At 61.4% G+C, this 16939-nt stretch carries 19 protein-coding genes and 1 pseudogene; all 20 read left to right on the top strand.

Annotated features, from left to right (window positions below; genetic code table 11):
- The first annotated feature begins 63 nt into the window (after nt 1-63).
- Entirely contained in the window at nt 64-426 is a 363-nt protein-coding gene (eutS, locus tag ACTNBK_RS04870; RefSeq protein ID WP_441144213.1) for an ethanolamine utilization microcompartment protein EutS, read from the top strand.
- A 32-nt stretch (nt 427-458) separates the two neighbouring features.
- Nucleotides 459-884, top strand: coding sequence for a EutP/PduV family microcompartment system protein (locus ACTNBK_RS04875; RefSeq protein ID WP_294512873.1), 426 nt, complete (start codon nt 459-461; stop codon nt 882-884).
- Between the two features lie 41 nt (nt 885-925).
- A complete protein-coding gene (locus ACTNBK_RS04880; RefSeq protein WP_227604482.1) occupies nt 926-1513 on the top strand; it encodes an ANTAR domain-containing response regulator in 588 nt (195 codons plus the stop codon).
- 3 nt (nt 1514-1516) lie between these two features.
- Nucleotides 1517-2944 (top strand): sensor histidine kinase, encoded by a 1428-nt coding sequence (locus ACTNBK_RS04885; protein WP_441144117.1) that lies wholly within the window; start codon nt 1517-1519, stop codon nt 2942-2944.
- A gap of 120 nt (nt 2945-3064) precedes the next feature.
- The gene (gene eutA, locus ACTNBK_RS04890; RefSeq protein WP_441144119.1) at nt 3065-4495 is read left to right on the top strand and encodes an ethanolamine ammonia-lyase reactivating factor EutA; all 1431 of its coding nucleotides are present in this window, start codon (nt 3065-3067) and stop codon (nt 4493-4495) included.
- A gap of 22 nt (nt 4496-4517) precedes the next feature.
- The gene (locus ACTNBK_RS04895) at nt 4518-5888 is read left to right on the top strand and encodes an ethanolamine ammonia-lyase subunit EutB (protein ID WP_294512862.1); all 1371 of its coding nucleotides are present in this window, start codon (nt 4518-4520) and stop codon (nt 5886-5888) included.
- A 17-nt stretch (nt 5889-5905) separates the two neighbouring features.
- The gene (gene eutC, locus ACTNBK_RS04900) at nt 5906-6796 is read left to right on the top strand and encodes an ethanolamine ammonia-lyase subunit EutC (RefSeq protein ID WP_441144121.1); all 891 of its coding nucleotides are present in this window, start codon (nt 5906-5908) and stop codon (nt 6794-6796) included.
- Nucleotides 6797-6818: 22 nt separating this feature from the next.
- Nucleotides 6819-7469 carry an ethanolamine utilization microcompartment protein EutL gene (gene eutL, locus ACTNBK_RS04905; RefSeq protein WP_204741333.1) on the top strand — a complete coding sequence of 217 codons (651 nt, stop codon included), beginning with the start codon at nt 6819-6821 and terminating at the stop codon, nt 7467-7469.
- A 64-nt stretch (nt 7470-7533) separates the two neighbouring features.
- A pseudogene (locus ACTNBK_RS04910) lies at nt 7534-7791 on the top strand (BMC domain-containing protein); the annotation flags it as partial.
- A 379-nt stretch (nt 7792-8170) separates the two neighbouring features.
- Nucleotides 8171-9655, top strand: coding sequence for an acetaldehyde dehydrogenase (acetylating) (locus ACTNBK_RS04915; protein ID WP_441144123.1), 1485 nt, complete (start codon nt 8171-8173; stop codon nt 9653-9655).
- 25 nt (nt 9656-9680) lie between these two features.
- Nucleotides 9681-9968: an ethanolamine utilization microcompartment protein EutM gene (gene eutM / locus ACTNBK_RS04920; protein WP_204740008.1), complete on the top strand. Its 288-nt coding sequence runs from the start codon at nt 9681-9683 to the stop codon at nt 9966-9968.
- A 96-nt stretch (nt 9969-10064) separates the two neighbouring features.
- Nucleotides 10065-10349, top strand: a complete 285-nt coding sequence (gene eutM, locus ACTNBK_RS04925; RefSeq protein ID WP_130849384.1) for an ethanolamine utilization microcompartment protein EutM — start codon at nt 10065-10067, stop codon at nt 10347-10349.
- Between the two features lie 38 nt (nt 10350-10387).
- Nucleotides 10388-11215, top strand: a complete 828-nt coding sequence (locus tag ACTNBK_RS04930; protein WP_441144126.1) for an ATP-binding protein — start codon at nt 10388-10390, stop codon at nt 11213-11215.
- Nucleotides 11216-11233: 18 nt separating this feature from the next.
- Nucleotides 11234-12052 (top strand): ethanolamine utilization protein EutJ, encoded by an 819-nt coding sequence (eutJ, locus tag ACTNBK_RS04935; protein ID WP_294512841.1) that lies wholly within the window; start codon nt 11234-11236, stop codon nt 12050-12052.
- A 37-nt stretch (nt 12053-12089) separates the two neighbouring features.
- A complete protein-coding gene (locus tag ACTNBK_RS04940; protein ID WP_441144128.1) occupies nt 12090-12857 on the top strand; it encodes a hypothetical protein in 768 nt (255 codons plus the stop codon).
- 66 nt (nt 12858-12923) lie between these two features.
- Nucleotides 12924-13208, top strand: coding sequence for a EutN/CcmL family microcompartment protein (locus tag ACTNBK_RS04945; RefSeq protein ID WP_204740000.1), 285 nt, complete (start codon nt 12924-12926; stop codon nt 13206-13208).
- Between the two features lie 57 nt (nt 13209-13265).
- Complete coding sequence (locus tag ACTNBK_RS04950) at nt 13266-14615, top strand: 4Fe-4S dicluster domain-containing protein (RefSeq protein ID WP_441144131.1); 1350 nt, start codon at nt 13266-13268, stop codon at nt 14613-14615.
- 5 nt (nt 14616-14620) lie between these two features.
- Nucleotides 14621-15172: a BMC domain-containing protein gene (locus ACTNBK_RS04955; protein WP_294512829.1), complete on the top strand. Its 552-nt coding sequence runs from the start codon at nt 14621-14623 to the stop codon at nt 15170-15172.
- Nucleotides 15173-15238: 66 nt separating this feature from the next.
- Nucleotides 15239-16471, top strand: a complete 1233-nt coding sequence (locus ACTNBK_RS04960; RefSeq protein WP_441144133.1) for an ethanolamine utilization protein EutH — start codon at nt 15239-15241, stop codon at nt 16469-16471.
- Nucleotides 16472-16500: 29 nt separating this feature from the next.
- On the top strand, nt 16501-16938 hold the full coding sequence (locus tag ACTNBK_RS04965; protein WP_130849392.1) for a cupin domain-containing protein: 438 nt from the start codon (nt 16501-16503) through the stop codon (nt 16936-16938).
- The last annotated feature ends 1 nt before the right edge of the window (nt 16939 follow it).

Genomic DNA, 16939 nt, shown 5'->3' on the forward strand with positions numbered 1-16939 from the left:
ATGCTGAAAAAGATTGATCCTTTGGGAGCTTTTTTGTCAGGTGATACCGCTGCTCATGGAAGGATGGTGAGCGCCGTGATCGAATTGGACGAGAAAAAACGAATTATTCAGGAATTTGTCCCCGGCAAGCAGGTGACACTGTGCCATGTGATCGCCAGCCCGGACGACTCCCTCTATACAAAGCTGGGGCTGATCGACGCCAGGGGTGCCATCGGCATCATGACCATCACCCCCAGTGAGGCCGCCATGATCGCTGCCGATGTGTCCACCAAGGCCGCAGCGGTGGAGATCGGTTTCGTGGACCGGTTCAACGGTTCCCTGGTCATCACCGGTGATGTGGCCGCTGTGGAGGCCGCCCTCCACAGCGTGATGCAGGTGCTGTGTGACATGATGGGCTACAGCCCCACGCCTATGACTAAGACCTGAGGCCGCACGAGATGGAAGGACGAAAAAAACGTATGATCCTCATCGGCCGCTCGGCGGCGGGGAAGACCACCCTGTGCCAGCGGATCAATCATGAGGACTTGACTTATCACAAGACCCAGACGGTACAGGTCATCAATCAGACCATGATCGACACGCCGGGAGAATATTTGGAGCGCCGGTATTTTCGGGGCGCTTTGATGGTAACGGCGGCAGACGCGGACGTCATCGTTTTTGTCCAGGATGCCACGGAGGACGGGACCATGTTTCCCCCAGCCTATAATAGCCAGTTTGCCAAGCCCGCCCTTGGTGTGGTGACCAAATGTGACATTGCCACGCCGGAGCAGGTGGAACGCGCCAAGCAATATCTGCGTATGGCGGGGGCCAGCCAGATGTTCGTGACCAGCAGCGTCAGCGGCGAGGGAGTCGATGAGCTGCTGCGGTTCCTGGGGTACTTGTAGCGGGCGGACGGACGCCGGCACAGCAAGGAGGAAGAAGTGGAATGTACAAGGACGGGATCCGGGTGGTCATCGCCGACGATGAACCCATCACCCGAATGGACTTGAAAGAACTGCTGGCGGAAGAGGGCTATCAGGTGGTCGGAGAGGCCGCCGACGGCTTTGACGCTGTGGAGGTCTGCAAGCAGTGCCGGCCCGACCTGGTGCTCATGGATATCAAGATGCCTCTGCTGGATGGCCTGTCCGCAGCCAAGATCGTATATGAAGAAAACCTGGCTGACACGGTGATGATGCTCACGGCGTACAGTGAGCGGGAATTCGTGGATCAGGCCAAAGATATTGGGGTGGCCGGTTACCTGGTCAAACCCATCGACGAGAAATCCCTGGTCCCCAGCATTGAGCTGGCGGTGGCCCGCAGCAAGGACATGAAGAAGCTCCGAAAGGATATGCAGAAGGTGTCTGAGCGGCTGGAGAACCGCAGTATCATCGAGAAGGCCAAAGGTCAGGTCATGGCCCAGGAGGGCATGACCGAACAGGACGCCTACGACTACATCCGGAAGCTCAGCCAGACAAAGAACCTGTCCATGCGCCGGGTAGCCGAGATCATCTTGATGAAGTCCGGGGGTCAGTGAGAGATGGACATCATCTGGGAGCTGTGCAAAAAATATACGGACCTCACAGAGGAGGAGATTGCCACCATACAGGGTATGAGTGCGGTGCTCCAACCCTTGGCCAACCTGGAGGATGCCGATATTTTTATCGACTGCCCCTCCTGGGATGGAGACGCGATCGTTGTGGCCGAGGCGAAGCCCTCCTATGTACCGTCCTCCTATAAAAAGACCGTGGTGGGCCTGCTGGCCCGGAAGGAAAACGAGCCCGCAGTGGCCCGGACCTTCCGGTTGGGGGTGGCCACCAAACAGATGAAGGCCGTGACCCAGGAGAATGGCCGCACCATCCAGTCGGTGGAACCCATCAAGAACACCGCCGGCGACCGGGTCATTGGCGTGCTCATCCGGGAGCAGCGGGTGGATGAGCAGCGGCAGATCAGCGAGCGGCTCCATTTTTCCGAGCAGAGCTACGAGCAGATCGCCAACGCCCTGAGCCACATGGTGGGCAGCAACAACTGGCTCACCGAGTGTATTGACGAGGCGCTGCTGATGGTGGATCGGACAGGCGTTGTAGCCTTCCGGAACTCCCTGGCTCGGGACCTCTACCGTCAACTGGGATACATAGAGGACCCGCTGGGTCAGGTCTACGAGAATGTGCGCCTGGTAGACTCGGTGGATGATACCGACCAGTCGGGCTACTCGGTCATCGAGATCACCGTGGGCCGGCACAGCCTTTCCGTGAAACATATCCAGCTGGAGAGTGAAGACATGGCCTTTGCCGTGGTCATCCAGGACAACACCTGGAAGAAAGAACAGGAAAAGGCCCTGATCCTTAAATCGGTGGCCATCAAGGAGATGCATCACCGGGTTAAGAACAATCTCCAGACCATCGCCAGCCTCCTGCGGCTCCAGGTCCGGCGCTCAGACAACGAGGAGACCCGGAAGGTTCTGGGCGAGAGTATGAACCGCATCCTCTCCATCGCCACCACCCATGAGCTGCTGGCACAGAGCGGTGTGGACCAGGTAAAGATCGGTGAGGTCATCCTCAATATCAAAAATAATACCGTCCGCTACTTTGCCCGTCCTCACTTCGACGTGAACATCACCCTGGAGGGGGACGATTTCAAGGTAGATTCCGATATTGCCACCTCGGTGGCCCTCATCATCAACGAGCTGCTGCAGAATTCCCTTCAGTACGCCTTCCAGGACCGGGAGAGCGGGCTGATCCGCATTGTGGTGACCCGCGGGGAGCTGTATTCCCGCATCGAGGTCATCGATAACGGCAGCGGCTATGATGTGGAGAACGTCCGCACCGACCGGCTGGGCCTGTCCATCGTCCAGACCATGGTGAAGGATAAGCTCCGGGGGAATCTGGGCGTGGAGTCGGGACCGGGCGGGACCCATGTGACCTTTGACTTCAAAAATCAAATCGTAGACGCGGCCAGTGTGACGTAACACGGGCCGGAAAACAGAGCGACGCAGCTCGGATGCGCGGGGGAGAGAAAAAGCCCCTGTGTGTTCGGGCTGCCTGTTTTTACAGGACCAACGACCAAAAATGGAAAGCAGGTGAACGCCTTGCATGAAGTGATCCTCAGCGTGGGCATCGATATTGGAACCTCCACGACACAGCTCATTTTCAGCAGGCTGACCATTGAGAACCGGGCCAGCAGCTATACCGTGCCGCGGATCCAGATCGTGGACAAAGAGGTCATCTACCGCAGTCTCATCTATTTTACGCCCCTCAAGTCCAACACGGAGATCGACGCCGAGGCGGTGAAGAAGATCGTCCGGGAGGAGTACCAGGCCGCCGGTATGACACCGGAGGATGTGCGGACCGGCGCGGTGATCATCACCGGCGAGACCGCCCGGAAGGAAAACGCTAACGAGGTGCTGGAGGCCCTCTCCGATCTGGCCGGAGACTTTGTGGTGGCCACCGCCGGGCCCGACCTGGAGTCGGTGCTCTCGGCCCGGGGCGCCGGCGCCGACAAGCTCTCGGAAGAGCACCGCACCACCGTCGCCAACCTGGATGTGGGCGGCGGCACCACCAACATCGCAGTCTATGAGAAGGGGACCCTCCGCGGGGTGAGCTGTCTGGATATCGGCGGGCGCCTCATCAAAGTGGACAAGGGCAGGGTCACCTATCTCTTCCCAAAGATACAGGCATTGGCCAAGTCCCACGGCATCGACCTTCAGGTGGGCGATCCGGCGGAGGAGCAGAAGCTCCGCCAGATCTGCGCCCTGATGGCCGACCAGCTGGCCCAGTCCCTCCACCTCAAGAAGATGGACGGGGACCACCTGGGACTCTACACCAACGACGGCAAACCCCTCCCCGCCGAGCCGGAAATCAAGGCTATCACCTTCTCCGGCGGCGTTGCCGACTGCGTCTATCAGCAGATGGAGGGCGACTATTTCCGTTACGGCGACATCGGTGTGCTGCTGGGTCAGGCGATCCGGTCCAACCCGGATCTCCAGACCGTGCAGCTCTTCCAGGCCGCCGAGACAATACGGGCCACGGTGGTGGGCGCGGGGACGCATACCACCGAGGTGAGCGGGAGCACCATCCACGTCGAGGCAGACAGGCTCCCGATCAAGAACATCCCCATTCTCAAGGTGTCCGAGGAGGACGAGGCGTCGCTGGAGACGTTTCGCTCCTCCATCACCAGGCAGATGCCGCTGTACAAGCCGGAGGGCAAGGTGGAACAGATCGCCATTGCCTTCAACGGGGAAACGCGCACCAGCTTTGCGGAGGTCCAGGACCTCGCAGCGGCCATCATTGACGGAGCGAAGGAGGTGATCGACAGCAGTTATCCCTTGATCCTTGTGGTGGAGGCCGATATCGGCAAGGTGCTGGGGAACGCGGTGAACGTGATGCTGGACTACAAGAAAGATGTCATCTGCATCGACGGCATCAAGACCCTCAGCGGAGACTACGTGGACATCGGCGAACCCGTCGCGGACGGGCATGTGGTACCCGTGGTGATCAAGACCCTGATCTTTAATTCTTAAAAAGTACGAGAGGTGAAGTAGCGTGATTCTCAAAACGAAGCTGTTTGGCCATGTGTACGAGTTCAAGAGCGTGCGCGAGGTTATGGCCAAGGCCAATGAGGAAAAGTCCGGCGACAAGCTGGCAGGCATCGCCGCCGAGACTGCCGAGGAAAGAGTCGCCGCCAAGGTGGTCCTTTCTCACCTTACTTTAAATGATCTGCGCAATTCCCCCGCCGTCCCCTATGAGGAGGACGAGGTTACCCGTATTATTCAGGACGCCGTCAATGAGACCATCTTCAATGAGTTCAAGAACATGACGGTGGCCGAGTTCCGCGAGTGGCTCCTCAGCGAGAGCACCACTACCGAGATGATCCGGCACGCTTCCCGCGGCCTGACCTCCGAGATCGTGGCCGGCGTCTGCAAGCTGATGAGCAACCTGGACCTCATCTACGCTGCCAAGAAGATGCGCGTGTCCGCCCACTGCAACACCACTATCGGTCTGCCCGGCACCTTCTCTTCCCGTCTGCAGCCCAACCACACCACCGATGATCCCAAGGGTATCATCGCTTCCGTTATGGAAGGTCTGTCCCTGGGCTGCGGCGACGCCGTTATCGGCCTGAACCCCGTGGACGACTCCCTGGAGTCCGTGGCCCGCATTCTGAAGATGTTCGACGAGTTCAAGCGGAAGTGGGAGATCCCCACCCAGATCTGCGTGCTGGCCCACGTGACCACTCAGACCGCCGCCGCCGACAAGCTGGGCGCTCCCCTGGACCTGATGTTCCAGTCTATCGCCGGCAGCCAGAAGGGCAACGAGGCCTTCGGCCTGACTGCCGAGATGCTGGACGAGGGCCGCGCCACCATGCTCAGCCGCGGCACCTGCACCGGCCCCAACGTGATGTACTTCGAGACCGGCCAGGGCTCCGAGCTCTCCTCTGACGCCCACAACGGCTGGGACCAGGTCACCATGGAGGCCCGCTGCTACGGCTTTGCCAAGCGCTATCAGCCCTTCCTGGTCAACACCGTGGTCGGCTTCATCGGCCCCGAGTACCTGTACGATTCCAAGCAGGTCACCCGCGCCGGTCTGGAGGACCACTTCATGGGCAAGCTGACCGGTGTTCCCATGGGCTGCGACGCCTGCTACACCAACCACATGAAGGCTGACCAGAACGACATCGAGAACCTGGCCACCCTGCTGGTTGCCGCCGGCTGCAATTACATCATGGGCGTTCCCGAGGGCGATGACTGCATGCTGATGTATCAGTGCACCGGCTATCACGAGGCCGCTGCCCTCCGCGAGATCTTCGGCCTGCGTCCTATCCACGAGTTCGATATGTGGCTGGAGAAGATGGGCTTCTCCGAGAACGGCAAGCTGACCGCCAAGGCTGGCGACGCTTCCGTGTTCCTGGCGAAATAAGGGAGGAGGTGTGATTCATGGATGAGAAAGATCTGAGAACAATCATTGAGCAGGTGCTCAGCGAGATGAACGTGAGCGGTTCCGCCGCTCCCGCTGTCGAGGCCGCCTGTGCCAAGGCCTGCGAGGCGCCCGCCAACATCGAAGACGGCTGCATCCCCGACATCACCGAGGTGGACATCCGCAAGCAGTATCTGGTGGAGAATCCTGAGCACGGCGAGGAGTATGCCGAGCTGAAGTTCAACGCACCCTGCCGTCTGGGCATCGGCAAGGCCGGCGCCCGCTACAAGACCCTCCCCCAGCTGGAGTTCCGGGCCGCCCACTCCGCCGCCCAGGACGCCGTGTTCAACGACGTGGATGAGGAGTTCGTGAAGTCTCAGGGCCTGTTCATCGTGCAGACCCAGTGCGACAGCAAGGACACCTACCTGACCCGCCCCGACCTGGGCCGCAAGCTCAGCCCCGAGGCCGTGGCCACCATCAAGGAAAAGTGCAAGAAGAACCCTACCGTCCAGATCTACGTGGCTGACGGTCTGTCCTCCGCCTCCGTGGCCGCCAACATCCCCGACCTGCTCCCCGCCATCATGCAGGGCCTGCAGAACTATAAGATCGACGTGGGCACTCCCTTCTTCGTGAAGTTTGGGCGTGTGGCCGTCATGGACGAGATCTCCGAGCTTACCGGCGCCGAGGTTACCTGCACCCTCATCGGCGAGCGTCCCGGCCTGATCACCGCCGAGTCCATGTCCGCCTACATCGCTTACAAGGCCACCGTGGGCATGCCCGAGGCCCGCCGTACCGTGGTCTCCAACATCCACCGGAATGGTACCATCCCCGCCGAGGCCGGCGCTCACATCGCCGACATCATTAAGATCATGCTGGAGAAGAAGGCCAGCGGCACTGATCTGAAACTGTAAGGAGTAGGGAGGAAATTCTACCATGAAAAGAGATCCCGTAAGAGCAACCGTATTGGCCACGAAGATCATCCCTAACGTGGCTCCTGATATGGCCAAAGAGCTGGGCCTGCAGCCCGGCGAGAAGTCCCTGGCTCTGGTCACCGCCGACTGCGATGATGTGACCTATACCGCTCTGGACGAGGCCACCAAGAAGGCCGACTGCCGTGTGGCCTACGCCAAGAGCTTCTACGGCGGCGCCGCCAACGCCAACACCAAGCTGGCCGGCGAGATCATCGGCATCCTGGCCGCCCCCAACCCCGCTGAGGCCAAGGCTGGCCTGGCCGCCTGTGTGGACATGATCGAGAACGTGTGCCACTTCGTCTCCGCCAACGAGGACGATACCATCGTCTACTATGCCCACTGCATCTCCCGGACCGGCTCCTACCTGTCCGAGGCCTGCGGCATCCAGGAGGGTGAGGCCATCGCCTACCTGATCGCGCCTCCTCTGGAGGCCATGTACGGCGTAGATGCCGCTCTGAAGGCCGCCGACGTCCGTCTGTGCGTGCTGTATGCGCCCCCCAGCGAGACCAACTTCGGCGGCGGTCTGCTCACCGGCAGCCAGTCCGCCTGTAAGTCTGCCTGCGACGCCTTCGCCGCCGCTGTGGAGTTCGTGGCCGACAACCCCATCGACTGATCCCCATCGCCTGATTCGTTCACAAGAGAGGGCTGGTAATGCCGGCCCATGATGGAGGTACTGAATGAAGGCTTTGGGTATGATCGAAACCCGTGGCTTGGTGGCCTCAATTGAGGCAGCTGATGCCATGGTAAAGGCGGCAAATGTCACTCTGACGTGTAAGGAACACGTGGGCGGCGGCCTGGTGACCGTCATGGTCCGTGGCGACGTCGGCGCCGTGAAGGCGGCAGTCGATGCCGGTGCGGCCGCGGCGGAGCGGGTCGGCGAGCTGGTGTCCGTGCACGTCATCCCGAGACCGCATGAGGAGCTCGAGGGCATATTGACGACGCCCGCGCCGGTCACGCCCACTCCCAAGCCCCCCAAGGAGCCGGAGAAGGTCCAGCAGCCTCCGGTGAGCGAGCCCCACGCCTCCCAGCCTGAACCCCAGCCGGAGCCCGAGGCCCCGGCGGAGGAAAAGACCGAGGAGGAAGAGGGCGTACAGCTCGCCGAGCTGACGGACGAGGTCCTTGAGGCCATGCCTGTGGTCAAGTTGCGCTCCGTCGCAAGGAGCGTGGGCCTGGACACCATGACCCGTAAGGAGATCCGGTTCGCCAAAAAAGAGGAGCTTGTGGCGGCCATTCGAGCGTTTCGGGGACGTTAAGATCCGCTGAAGATGACGGAATGTCATATGGGAAGCATCCCTCAAGAGGAGAGTTGATCAAATGCAGCTTTACGATAAAGACCTACTATCTATGCAAGAGGTCCGTGAGCTGGTGGAGGCGGCGAAGGAGGCCCAGCAGGAACTGGCCACTATGACCCAGTCCCAGGTGGACCACATCGTCCGTGCCATTGCCGACGCCGGTGTGCGCAACGCCCGGCGCCTGGCCGAGATGGCCAATGAGGATACCGGCTTCGGCAAGGTTGAGGACAAGATCATCAAGAATATCTTCGGCAGCCGCGGTGTCTATGAGTACATCAAGGACATGAAGACCGTGGGCGAGCTGGAGCGGGACGACGTGAAGAAGGTCCGCACCATCGCCGTGCCGATGGGCGTCATTGCCGGTCTGGTGCCCTCCACCAACCCCACCTCTACGACCCTTTACAAGGCGGAGATCGCCATCAAGGCGGGCAACGCCATCGTGTTCTCCCCCCACCCCACGGCCCTGCGCTGCATCATGGAGACCGTCAAGGTCATCCGGCAGGCCATCGCCGAGGCCGGCGGCAACGAGAACCTGGTCTCCTGCATCACCATCCCCACCATGGAGGCCACCGACAACCTGATGCGTCACCGGGATGTGGCCATGATCCTGGCCACCGGCGGCTCCGCCATGGTCCGCGCGGCCTATTCCTCCGGTACCCCCGCCATCGGCGTGGGCCCGGGCAACGGCCCCGCCTACCTGGAGAAGACCTGCGACCTGCCCCTGGCGGTCAAGCGCATCATGGATTCCAAGACCTTCGACAACGGCACCATCTGCGCCTCCGAGCAGTCCATCATCTGCGACGAGGACATGGTTCCCGCCGTCAAGGCCGAGATGGAGAAGCAGGGCGCCTACTTCCTGGACGACGCCGAGCGTGAGAAGCTGGGCAAGTTTATCCTCCGTGCCAACGGCACCATGAATCCCGAGATCGTGGGCCGCAGCGTGGAGACCATTGCCAAGCTGGCCGGGCTGGACAAGGTGCCCGCCACCGCCCGGGTCCTGGTGGCCCGTGAGGACGGTGTGGGCCGCGGCCATCCCTACTCCAACGAGAAGCTGGGCCCCATCCTCGCCTTCTACACCGGCACAGATTACAAGGATGTGTGCGACAAGGTGTGCACCATCCTCCACTACGAGGGCGCCGGCCACACCTTCTCCATGCACACCAAGAATGACGAGATGGTGGACTACTTCGCCAAGCGAGTACCCGCCTCCCGGATCATGGTGAACACCCCCTCCGCCCTGGGCGGCATCGGCGGCACCACCGGCCTCATGCCCGCCCTCACGCTGGGCTGCGGCGCCGTGGGCGGTTCCGCCACCAGCGAGAACGTGGGCCCCATGCAGCTTCTCAATACCCGCAAGGTGGCCTATGGCCTCAAAGAGCTGGAGGAGATCCGTGCCGACCTGCCTGACTGCTCTGACGGTATCTGCCGTCTGCGCACCAGCGATGTGAGCGAGGCTGATGTAGAGGACATCGTCCGCAAGATCATGGCCCGGCTCAAGGATCTGTAAGACTGAATTTTAGGAGGAACTATTTATGGCTACTATGCAAGCACTTGGCATGATCGAGACCAAGGGTCTCGTGGCCTCCATCGAGGCCGCCGATGCCATGGTCAAGGCCGCCAACGTCACCCTCATCGGCAAAGTCCATGTGGGCGGCGGTCTGGTGACTGTCATGGTCCGCGGCGATGTGGGTGCCGTCAAGGCCGCCACCGACGCCGGCGCTGCCGCTGCCGAGCGCGTGGGCGAGCTGGTCTCCGTCCATGTCATTCCCCGTCCCCACGAGGAAGTGGAGTTCATCCTCCCCTCCCTGGATAAGCAGTAACCATTTTCCCCATCCCCTGCGGCGAAGCGGGGGCCGGGCGGCGTAAGTCGTCCGGTCCCCTGGCCGCCGCCCGGATGGGCATAGGAGTGTATAAATATGGCTAGTATGCAAGCACTTGGTATGATTGAGACCAAAGGCCTGGTCGCCTCCATCGAGGCCGCCGATGCCATGGTCAAGGCCGCCAACGTCACCCTCATCGGCAAAGTCCATGTGGGCGGCGGTCTGGTGACCGTCATGGTCCGTGGCGATGTGGGCGCCGTCAAGGCCGCCACCGACGCCGGCGCCGCCGCCGCTGAGCGGGTGGGCGAGCTGGTGTCCGTCCACGTGATCCCCCGTCCCCACGAGGAAGTGGAGTTCATCCTCCCCAGCCTGGAGAAGTAAGACCGGCGTAAGCCGCATCAAACCTACCGACGGAGGGGGTGAAGCGCTTGAAATGTATCACGGAGGACGCTCTTCGGTGCGAACTTCGGGCAACAGATCCCGAATGTTACGTCGTGCCGGCAGGCAAGATCCTCACCCCGGCGGCCCGGGAGTATCTGCAGTCCCGCAAGATCAAGATCGTCAAGGAGGGACAGCAGACCACCCCCAGGATCGTCGCCACGGAGGTGCCGCCCATGCCCGAGGTGACCATGGCAGCGCCCGCACCCGCGCCCGCACCGGCGCCGGCGCCTATGAAGCCCAAATTCGTGGATTATGAGACCGGTGCCTTCTATATGGAGAAGCCTGAGCACATGACTCACCTGGTGGGGAACGTGCTGGTGGTGAAGAACCATCCCCGGATTCTGTTCCGCGGAAAGCTGGACTCGCTGCAAAGCGCGGTGGTCTTGGCCCAGGTGGACATCCACGACCGGGGAGGCAGCCAGGCCCTCATCGACGACCTGGATGACATCCTGAAGATCCTGCGGGAAATGATGCGCTGCGACGTGCTGGATGAGCCCTTCCAGATGGACACCATCATCGGACTCACCCACGCGGAGCTGCGGGAGCAGTCCCACGATCCCCAGCGGTTCTTTGGGGTCAAGGCTATGGTCCTGCCCGACTACACCATGGGACGGGACTTCGCGCTGCTCAACCAGCTGCGCACCGATGTGCGTGAGACGGAAGTGGCGGCGGCCAACGCCTTCCACACCGGCGCGAAGTACACCCGGGGCGATATCATCGAAGAGCTCAACCGCATGTCCAGTGCCATGCACATTATGATGTGCCGGTATCTGGCTGGACAGTATCAGAGCGGAAATAAAACTTGACAAAGGAGCGCCAAACACATGATGGATCTGGACCGCGTCAACGCCTATATGGCCCGTGTGGAGGAATCGGAGACCAAGACCTTCAAGCCCGTCAGCAACAAGCTGAAGGTGGGCCTGGATTTGGGCACGGCCTACATCGTCATGGTCGTCCTGGACGAGGAGGATAATCCCATCGCCTGTGAGAAGCAGGCGGCGCAGGTCCTGCGGGACGGCGTGGTGGTGGACTACTCCGGGGCGCTGCGAATTGTTAAGGAGCTCAAGGCAAAGCTGGAGGAGCGGCTGGACATGGAGCTGGTGAACTGTGCCATCGCCATGCCCGCCGGGACTGAATCCAGCACAAAGACCCACCAGTACGTGGCAGAAGGAGCGGGATTTGAGGTCACCAATGTTCTGGATGAGCCCACCGCTGCCAATTCCATTTACCAGATCGAGGACGGTGTGGTGGTGGACATCGGTGGCGGTACCACGGGCCTTGCCATCCTGAAGGGCGGCAAGGTGGTCCAGATTGAGGATGAGCCCACCGGAGGTACCCACCTCACCCTGGTCCTGGCGGGGAACTTCCACGTCTCTTTCCAGGAGGCCGAGGCCATCAAGCAGGATTACTCCCGTCACAAGGAGATCCTGCCGGTGGTGAAGGCAGTGGTGGAGAAGATGGCCTCCATCGTGAACCGGTATATCGACAAGGAGCACACCGACGCCATCTATCTGTGCGGTGGTACCTGCTGTCTGACGGGGATCGAGGGCATCTTCGAGAAGGAGACCGGCATCAAGACCATCAAGCCGGCCAATCCCTTCCTGGTGACGCCGGCCGGCATCGCCATGAACTGTAAGGTCTGACGAGACCCAATGAATGATTTAGAAAGGAGGGGAAGGCATGGACCATAACGCCATCGTGGAAGAGATCCTCCGTCGCGTCGCGCAGAAGATCTCTGAAACGGAAGGAAGCTGCGCCGAGTGCACCGACTGCGGCGGAAAGCCGGGTCTGCTGATCCTGACTCAGGATCACGGCACCGACTGTCACGCGACCTTGGAGAACGAGACCCTCAAGGCCCGTTACCACACCGACTGCGCCCTGATGCACCACTACGAAGTGGACCTGGACGCCTATGAGGCCGTGGTGCTCTTCAATCTGAGCTGTGACGCCATGGCGGCGCTGGCATCCGGCGCCTGCGACACCGCGTATACCCGTCTTGCCTCCAAAGCCATCCTCTCAGGTAAAAAGGTCTATGTCCCCACCGAAGAGGTGGAGCTGTATCAGTATAGGGAGACGGCGCCCGCCGCTTACTACAACATGATGCAGCAGAAGCTGGACCTGCTGGTAGCCTCCGGCGTGGTGATCTGCGCCCAGGCCAGCCTGGAGCAGGTCATCCTGGGCAACGCATCCCCCGTACCCGCCGCGGCCGCGCCTGTGTGTGCCGCTGCTCCTGCCGCCCCTGCTCCCGCAGCGCCCGCCCCTGTGGCCGCCTGCTGTGAGGAGAAAGCGGTACGGATCGAGAAGCGGGTTCTCACGGAGAAGGATCTCATCGAGGCCAACATGAGCGGGGTTACCAAGGTGCACATCGGTGAGAAGACCATTGTCACCGCGCTGGCCAAGGACGCCGCCAAGGATCGGGGCATGACTATCGTCCGGGACGAAGACTAAACGCGGTTGGACCGCGGGGGAGGGATTCCCTCTTCCGCTGTCCCGCGTCAAACAGGGGGACAACGTATGAAAGTGGCAAAGGTCATCGGCAACATCTGGGCCACCCGCAAAGAGGAGAAGCTGGCCGGATATAAGCTGCTCATTGTGCAGCCCATCAACATCCTGGACGGCTCCAAGGATAAGACCCCCATGGTGGCGGCTGACATCATCGGCGCCGGCGTGGGAGAGACGGTGTTGATCGTCGGCGGGAGCTCGGCCCGGAGCGCTGCCGGGGACATGTCAGTCCCTGTTGACGCCACCGTTGTGGGCATCGTGGACGACCAGGAGATCGATTCCAGCGTTTTGGAGTAACAGCCGGTGCCGCCCCGCCAGGGCGGTACATGGCAAAGGGAATAAGGCGGTGAAAGCATGAATCTGACCGAACTCATCAAGGCATCCGGTATTGTTGGCGCCGGCGGCGCTGGGTTTCCCACCCACGTCAAGCTCAACGCCAAGGCCGAATGCTTTGTGGTCAACGCCGCAGAGTGTGAGCCCCTCATCGAGACTGACAAGTATCTGTGCCGCACCTATGCGCCCCAGATCGTAGCCGCGGTGGTGGCAGTGGCCGCCCACCTGGAGGCCAAGCGGGCAGTCATCGCACTCAAAGGAAAGTATAAGGCTGAGATCGTGGCCTTGTCCGACGCGATCAGGCTGGCGGGCGCTCCCGTGGAGATCTTCGAGATGGGGACCTTCTATCCCGCCGGCGACGAGCAGACCATGGTCCAGCAGGTCACCGGCCGGTCGGTACCGGAGCGGGGCCTGCCCCTGGACGTGGGCTGTGTTGTGGACAACGTGGGCACCCTGCTCAACATCTTCGACGCCATCCAGGGCCGTCCCGTGGTGGATAAGTTCCTCTCCGTGGTGGGTGAAGTAAAGGCCCCCATCATGCTCCACGTACCCGTGGGCACCGCCATCACCGAATGCGTGAAGGCGGCGGAGCCGACCATCACCGACTATGCCCTGATCTTGGGTGGTCCCATGATGGGCAAAGTACTCCTGAGCCAGGCGGACATTGATGCCGCCGTGGTTACCAAGACCACCGGCAACATCATCGTCCTGCCCAAAGACCACTATCTGTTCAAGCGGGCCACCCTGCCCATGGAGGCCATCCGGCACCAGACCCGCAGTGCCTGCATCCAGTGCCGGATGTGCACCGACCTCTGCCCCCGGTACCTCATCGGCCATCAGATCCGCCCCAACCTGGTGATGCGGAACCTCTGGCGGGAGCCGGGGATGGAGGACAACGCGGAGTACGAGCGCTGCTTCGGCGACGCGGCCAACTGCTGCGACTGCGGCGTGTGCGAGATGTTTGCCTGTCCCATGGGCCTTTCGCCCCGGAAGGTGAACCAGTACATCAAGGGCCAGCTCCGCGCCCGCGGCATCCAGGTGCCCCGGAACATGGAACCCCAGGCCCGGTCCTTCGTGGACCAGCGCCACACCCCCACGGACCGCCTGGTGGCCCGACTGGGGCTCTCCGAGTACTACGGGCTCCACGCCCACGAGTGCATGGAGCTCAGCCCCAATGAGGTCTTTATCCCCTTCTCCCAGCACATCGGTAAGCCCGCCAATGTGGTAAAGGCGGTGGGCGACTATGTGGAGCGGGGAGAGATCCTGGCCGAGGCCGCCGAGGGACTGTCCGCCAACATCCACGCCAGCATCTCCGGCGTGGTGGTGGAGGTCACCGATAAGGGCGCCCGTATCAGCAGCCGGAAGGAGTGAGAAGCATGGGAAACGCCAGCAGACTTGCCATCGGCATGGTAGAACTCAACAGCATCGCGCGGGGCATCGAGACCTGCGACTACATGGTGAAGGCGGCTCAGGTGGACCTCATCCGATCCTCCACCGTCTGTCCAGGTAAGTACATGGTACTCATCGCCGGAGACACCGGCGACGTAAAGGCCTCCATGGCCGAGGGCATCAAGCGGGGCGGCGAGTGCGTGGTGGACACGCTGACCCTCCCTAATGTCCATCCTCAGGTCATTCAGGCCATCAGCATGACGACCCAGGTGGAGAAGCCGGGCGCCGTGGGCGTCCTGGAGTTTTACTCCGTGGCCTCCGCCATCACTGCCGCTGACGTGGCGGCGAAAGCGGCCAACATCACCCTCATTGAAGTCCGCATCGGCTACGCCATCGGCGGCAAGGGTTATGTGACCCTCACCGGCGATGTGGGCGCGGTCCGGGCGGCCGTGGCGGCCGCAGAGCGGGAAGCGGAGCTCCTGGTGGGCACCACCGTTATCCCGCGTCCTTCCCCCAAGCTGTTCCAGTCTCTGCTTTAAGCCGGAGCTGACAGAAGGCTTCCCAATGGGAGCAGACCCATTCTGAGAAGAGAAGGAGAGTAAACTATGGATTATAGTGAACTGATTGCTGCTGCTGATCCCAGCATATTTACCGACAGTATCTCCGCATGGATCTCTGGTATCTCTATCAACTCCGTCATCATGCTTATCATGATGATCTTCATGCTCGTTGGCGCCATCGACAAAATCCGCGGCAACAAGCTCGGTTATGGTGAGAAGTTTGAAGACGGCTTCAACGCTATGGGCGGTCTGGCCATGTCCATGGCCGGCGTCGTGGCCGCGGCCCCTGTTCTGTCCATGCTGCTGGGCCCCATCCTGAAGCCCATCTACGGCATCTTCGGTGCCAGCCCCGCCATGTTCGCCACCACCCTGCTGGCCTGCGACATGGGCGGCTATCCCCTGGCCATGCAGCTGGCCGGTGAGGACATCGCCATCGGTAACTTTGCCGGCCTGATCCTGGGCACCATGATGGGTCCCACCATCGTGTTCACCATCCCCGTGGCTCTGGGTATCATCAAGAAGGAAGACCGCGGCTACCTGGGCGCCGGTGTTCTGGCTGGTATGATCACCATTCCCATCGGCTGCATCGTGGGTGGCCTGATGATGAACACCCTGGCTCCTGAGTATCACCTGGGTATCATCACCATCATCCAGAACCTGATCCCCGTCATCATCATCGCTGCTCTGATCGTCATCGGCCTGTGGTGTGCCCCTGGCCCCATGATCAAAGGCTTCAACGTGTTCGGTACCGGCGTGACCATCGTCATCACCGCCCTCACCGCCATCGCTGTCTTTGAGCAGATCACCGGCATCATGTTCCCCGTGTTCCACATCATGGTCGAGAACCCCGCCGATGGTTCCCGTGGTCTGGACAGCGGACTCCTGGTCTGTGGCCAGATCGCCATCGTCCTCATCGGCGCCTTCCCCATGGTGGAGTGGATCACCCGCACCTTCGGCAAGCCTCTGGAGAAGATCGGTGCCGCTCTGGGCATGAACGAGCAGGGCTCTGCCGGTATGGTGGCCAACCTGGCCAACAACATCGCGATGTTCAACATCATGGGCGAGATGAACCCCAAGGGCAAGCTGCTGAACGTGGCCTTCTCCGTGTCTGCCGCCTTCGTGTTCGGCGACCACCTGGGCTTCACTGCCGGCAACAACCCCGACATGATCTTCCCCGTGATCGTTGGCAAGCTGGTGGCTGGTGTTACCGCCATCATCGTGGCCAATATCCTGGCGCCCAAGCTGCTGTCTAAGATCGAGAACGTGAAGTTTGACTAACTGGCAGCGCGGAAAGGTAAGGAATCGCTATGAACGTAAGTGAAGAACTCATTCGCAGCATTGTAGAAAAGGTTATCGCCGAAGCGGCGGGCTCTACCGGCAAGTGCGACTTCCAGAAGCAGGTGGACCCCAGCGGCGTCATCGGCGTCAAGACCTCCACCGTAAAACTGGAGCCCTTTGAGGGCCGTAACGATGTCAAGCTCAAGGACGTGGCCACCCTGGAGGAGGCCCCCCGCATGGGCTGCGGCATCATGGAGCTCTCCGACGGAGCCGACTTCGAGTGGACCCTGACCTACGATGAGTGGGATATCGTGCTGGAAGGCCGTCTGGAGATCAAGATCGACGGTCGTGTGGTGGGCGGCGACGCCGGCGATGTGATCTACATCCCCAAGGGCAGCCATATCCACTTCAGCACCCCCGACTATGCCAAGTACGCCTACACTGTTTTCCCCGCCGACTGGCAGTAAC

The organism is Intestinimonas sp. HCP28S3_D6, assembly GCF_052065695.1.
In the GTDB taxonomy this organism is placed as follows: Bacteria; Bacillota; Clostridia; order Oscillospirales; family Oscillospiraceae; genus Intestinimonas.

Bases quoted from the DNA above. Each gene is read 5' to 3' on its own strand.
- eutS (WP_441144213.1), top strand. From the start codon at position 64: ATGGTGAGCGCCGTGATCGAATTGGACGAGAAAAAACGAATTATTCAG.
- ACTNBK_RS04875 (WP_294512873.1), top strand. From the start codon at position 459: ATGATCCTCATCGGCCGCTCGGCGGCGGGGAAGACCACCCTGTGCCAG.
- ACTNBK_RS04880 (WP_227604482.1), top strand. From the start codon at position 926: ATGTACAAGGACGGGATCCGGGTGGTCATCGCCGACGATGAACCCATC.
- ACTNBK_RS04885 (WP_441144117.1), top strand. From the start codon at position 1,517: ATGGACATCATCTGGGAGCTGTGCAAAAAATATACGGACCTCACAGAG.
- eutC (WP_441144121.1), top strand. From the start codon at position 5,906: ATGGATGAGAAAGATCTGAGAACAATCATTGAGCAGGTGCTCAGCGAG.
- eutL (WP_204741333.1), top strand. From the start codon at position 6,819: ATGAAAAGAGATCCCGTAAGAGCAACCGTATTGGCCACGAAGATCATC.
- ACTNBK_RS04915 (WP_441144123.1), top strand. From the start codon at position 8,171: ATGCAGCTTTACGATAAAGACCTACTATCTATGCAAGAGGTCCGTGAG.
- eutM (WP_204740008.1), top strand. From the start codon at position 9,681: ATGGCTACTATGCAAGCACTTGGCATGATCGAGACCAAGGGTCTCGTG.
- eutM (WP_130849384.1), top strand. From the start codon at position 10,065: ATGGCTAGTATGCAAGCACTTGGTATGATTGAGACCAAAGGCCTGGTC.
- eutJ (WP_294512841.1), top strand. From the start codon at position 11,234: ATGATGGATCTGGACCGCGTCAACGCCTATATGGCCCGTGTGGAGGAA.
- ACTNBK_RS04940 (WP_441144128.1), top strand. From the start codon at position 12,090: ATGGACCATAACGCCATCGTGGAAGAGATCCTCCGTCGCGTCGCGCAG.
- ACTNBK_RS04945 (WP_204740000.1), top strand. From the start codon at position 12,924: ATGAAAGTGGCAAAGGTCATCGGCAACATCTGGGCCACCCGCAAAGAG.
- ACTNBK_RS04950 (WP_441144131.1), top strand. From the start codon at position 13,266: ATGAATCTGACCGAACTCATCAAGGCATCCGGTATTGTTGGCGCCGGC.
- ACTNBK_RS04955 (WP_294512829.1), top strand. From the start codon at position 14,621: ATGGGAAACGCCAGCAGACTTGCCATCGGCATGGTAGAACTCAACAGC.
- ACTNBK_RS04960 (WP_441144133.1), top strand. From the start codon at position 15,239: ATGGATTATAGTGAACTGATTGCTGCTGCTGATCCCAGCATATTTACC.
- ACTNBK_RS04965 (WP_130849392.1), top strand. From the start codon at position 16,501: ATGAACGTAAGTGAAGAACTCATTCGCAGCATTGTAGAAAAGGTTATC.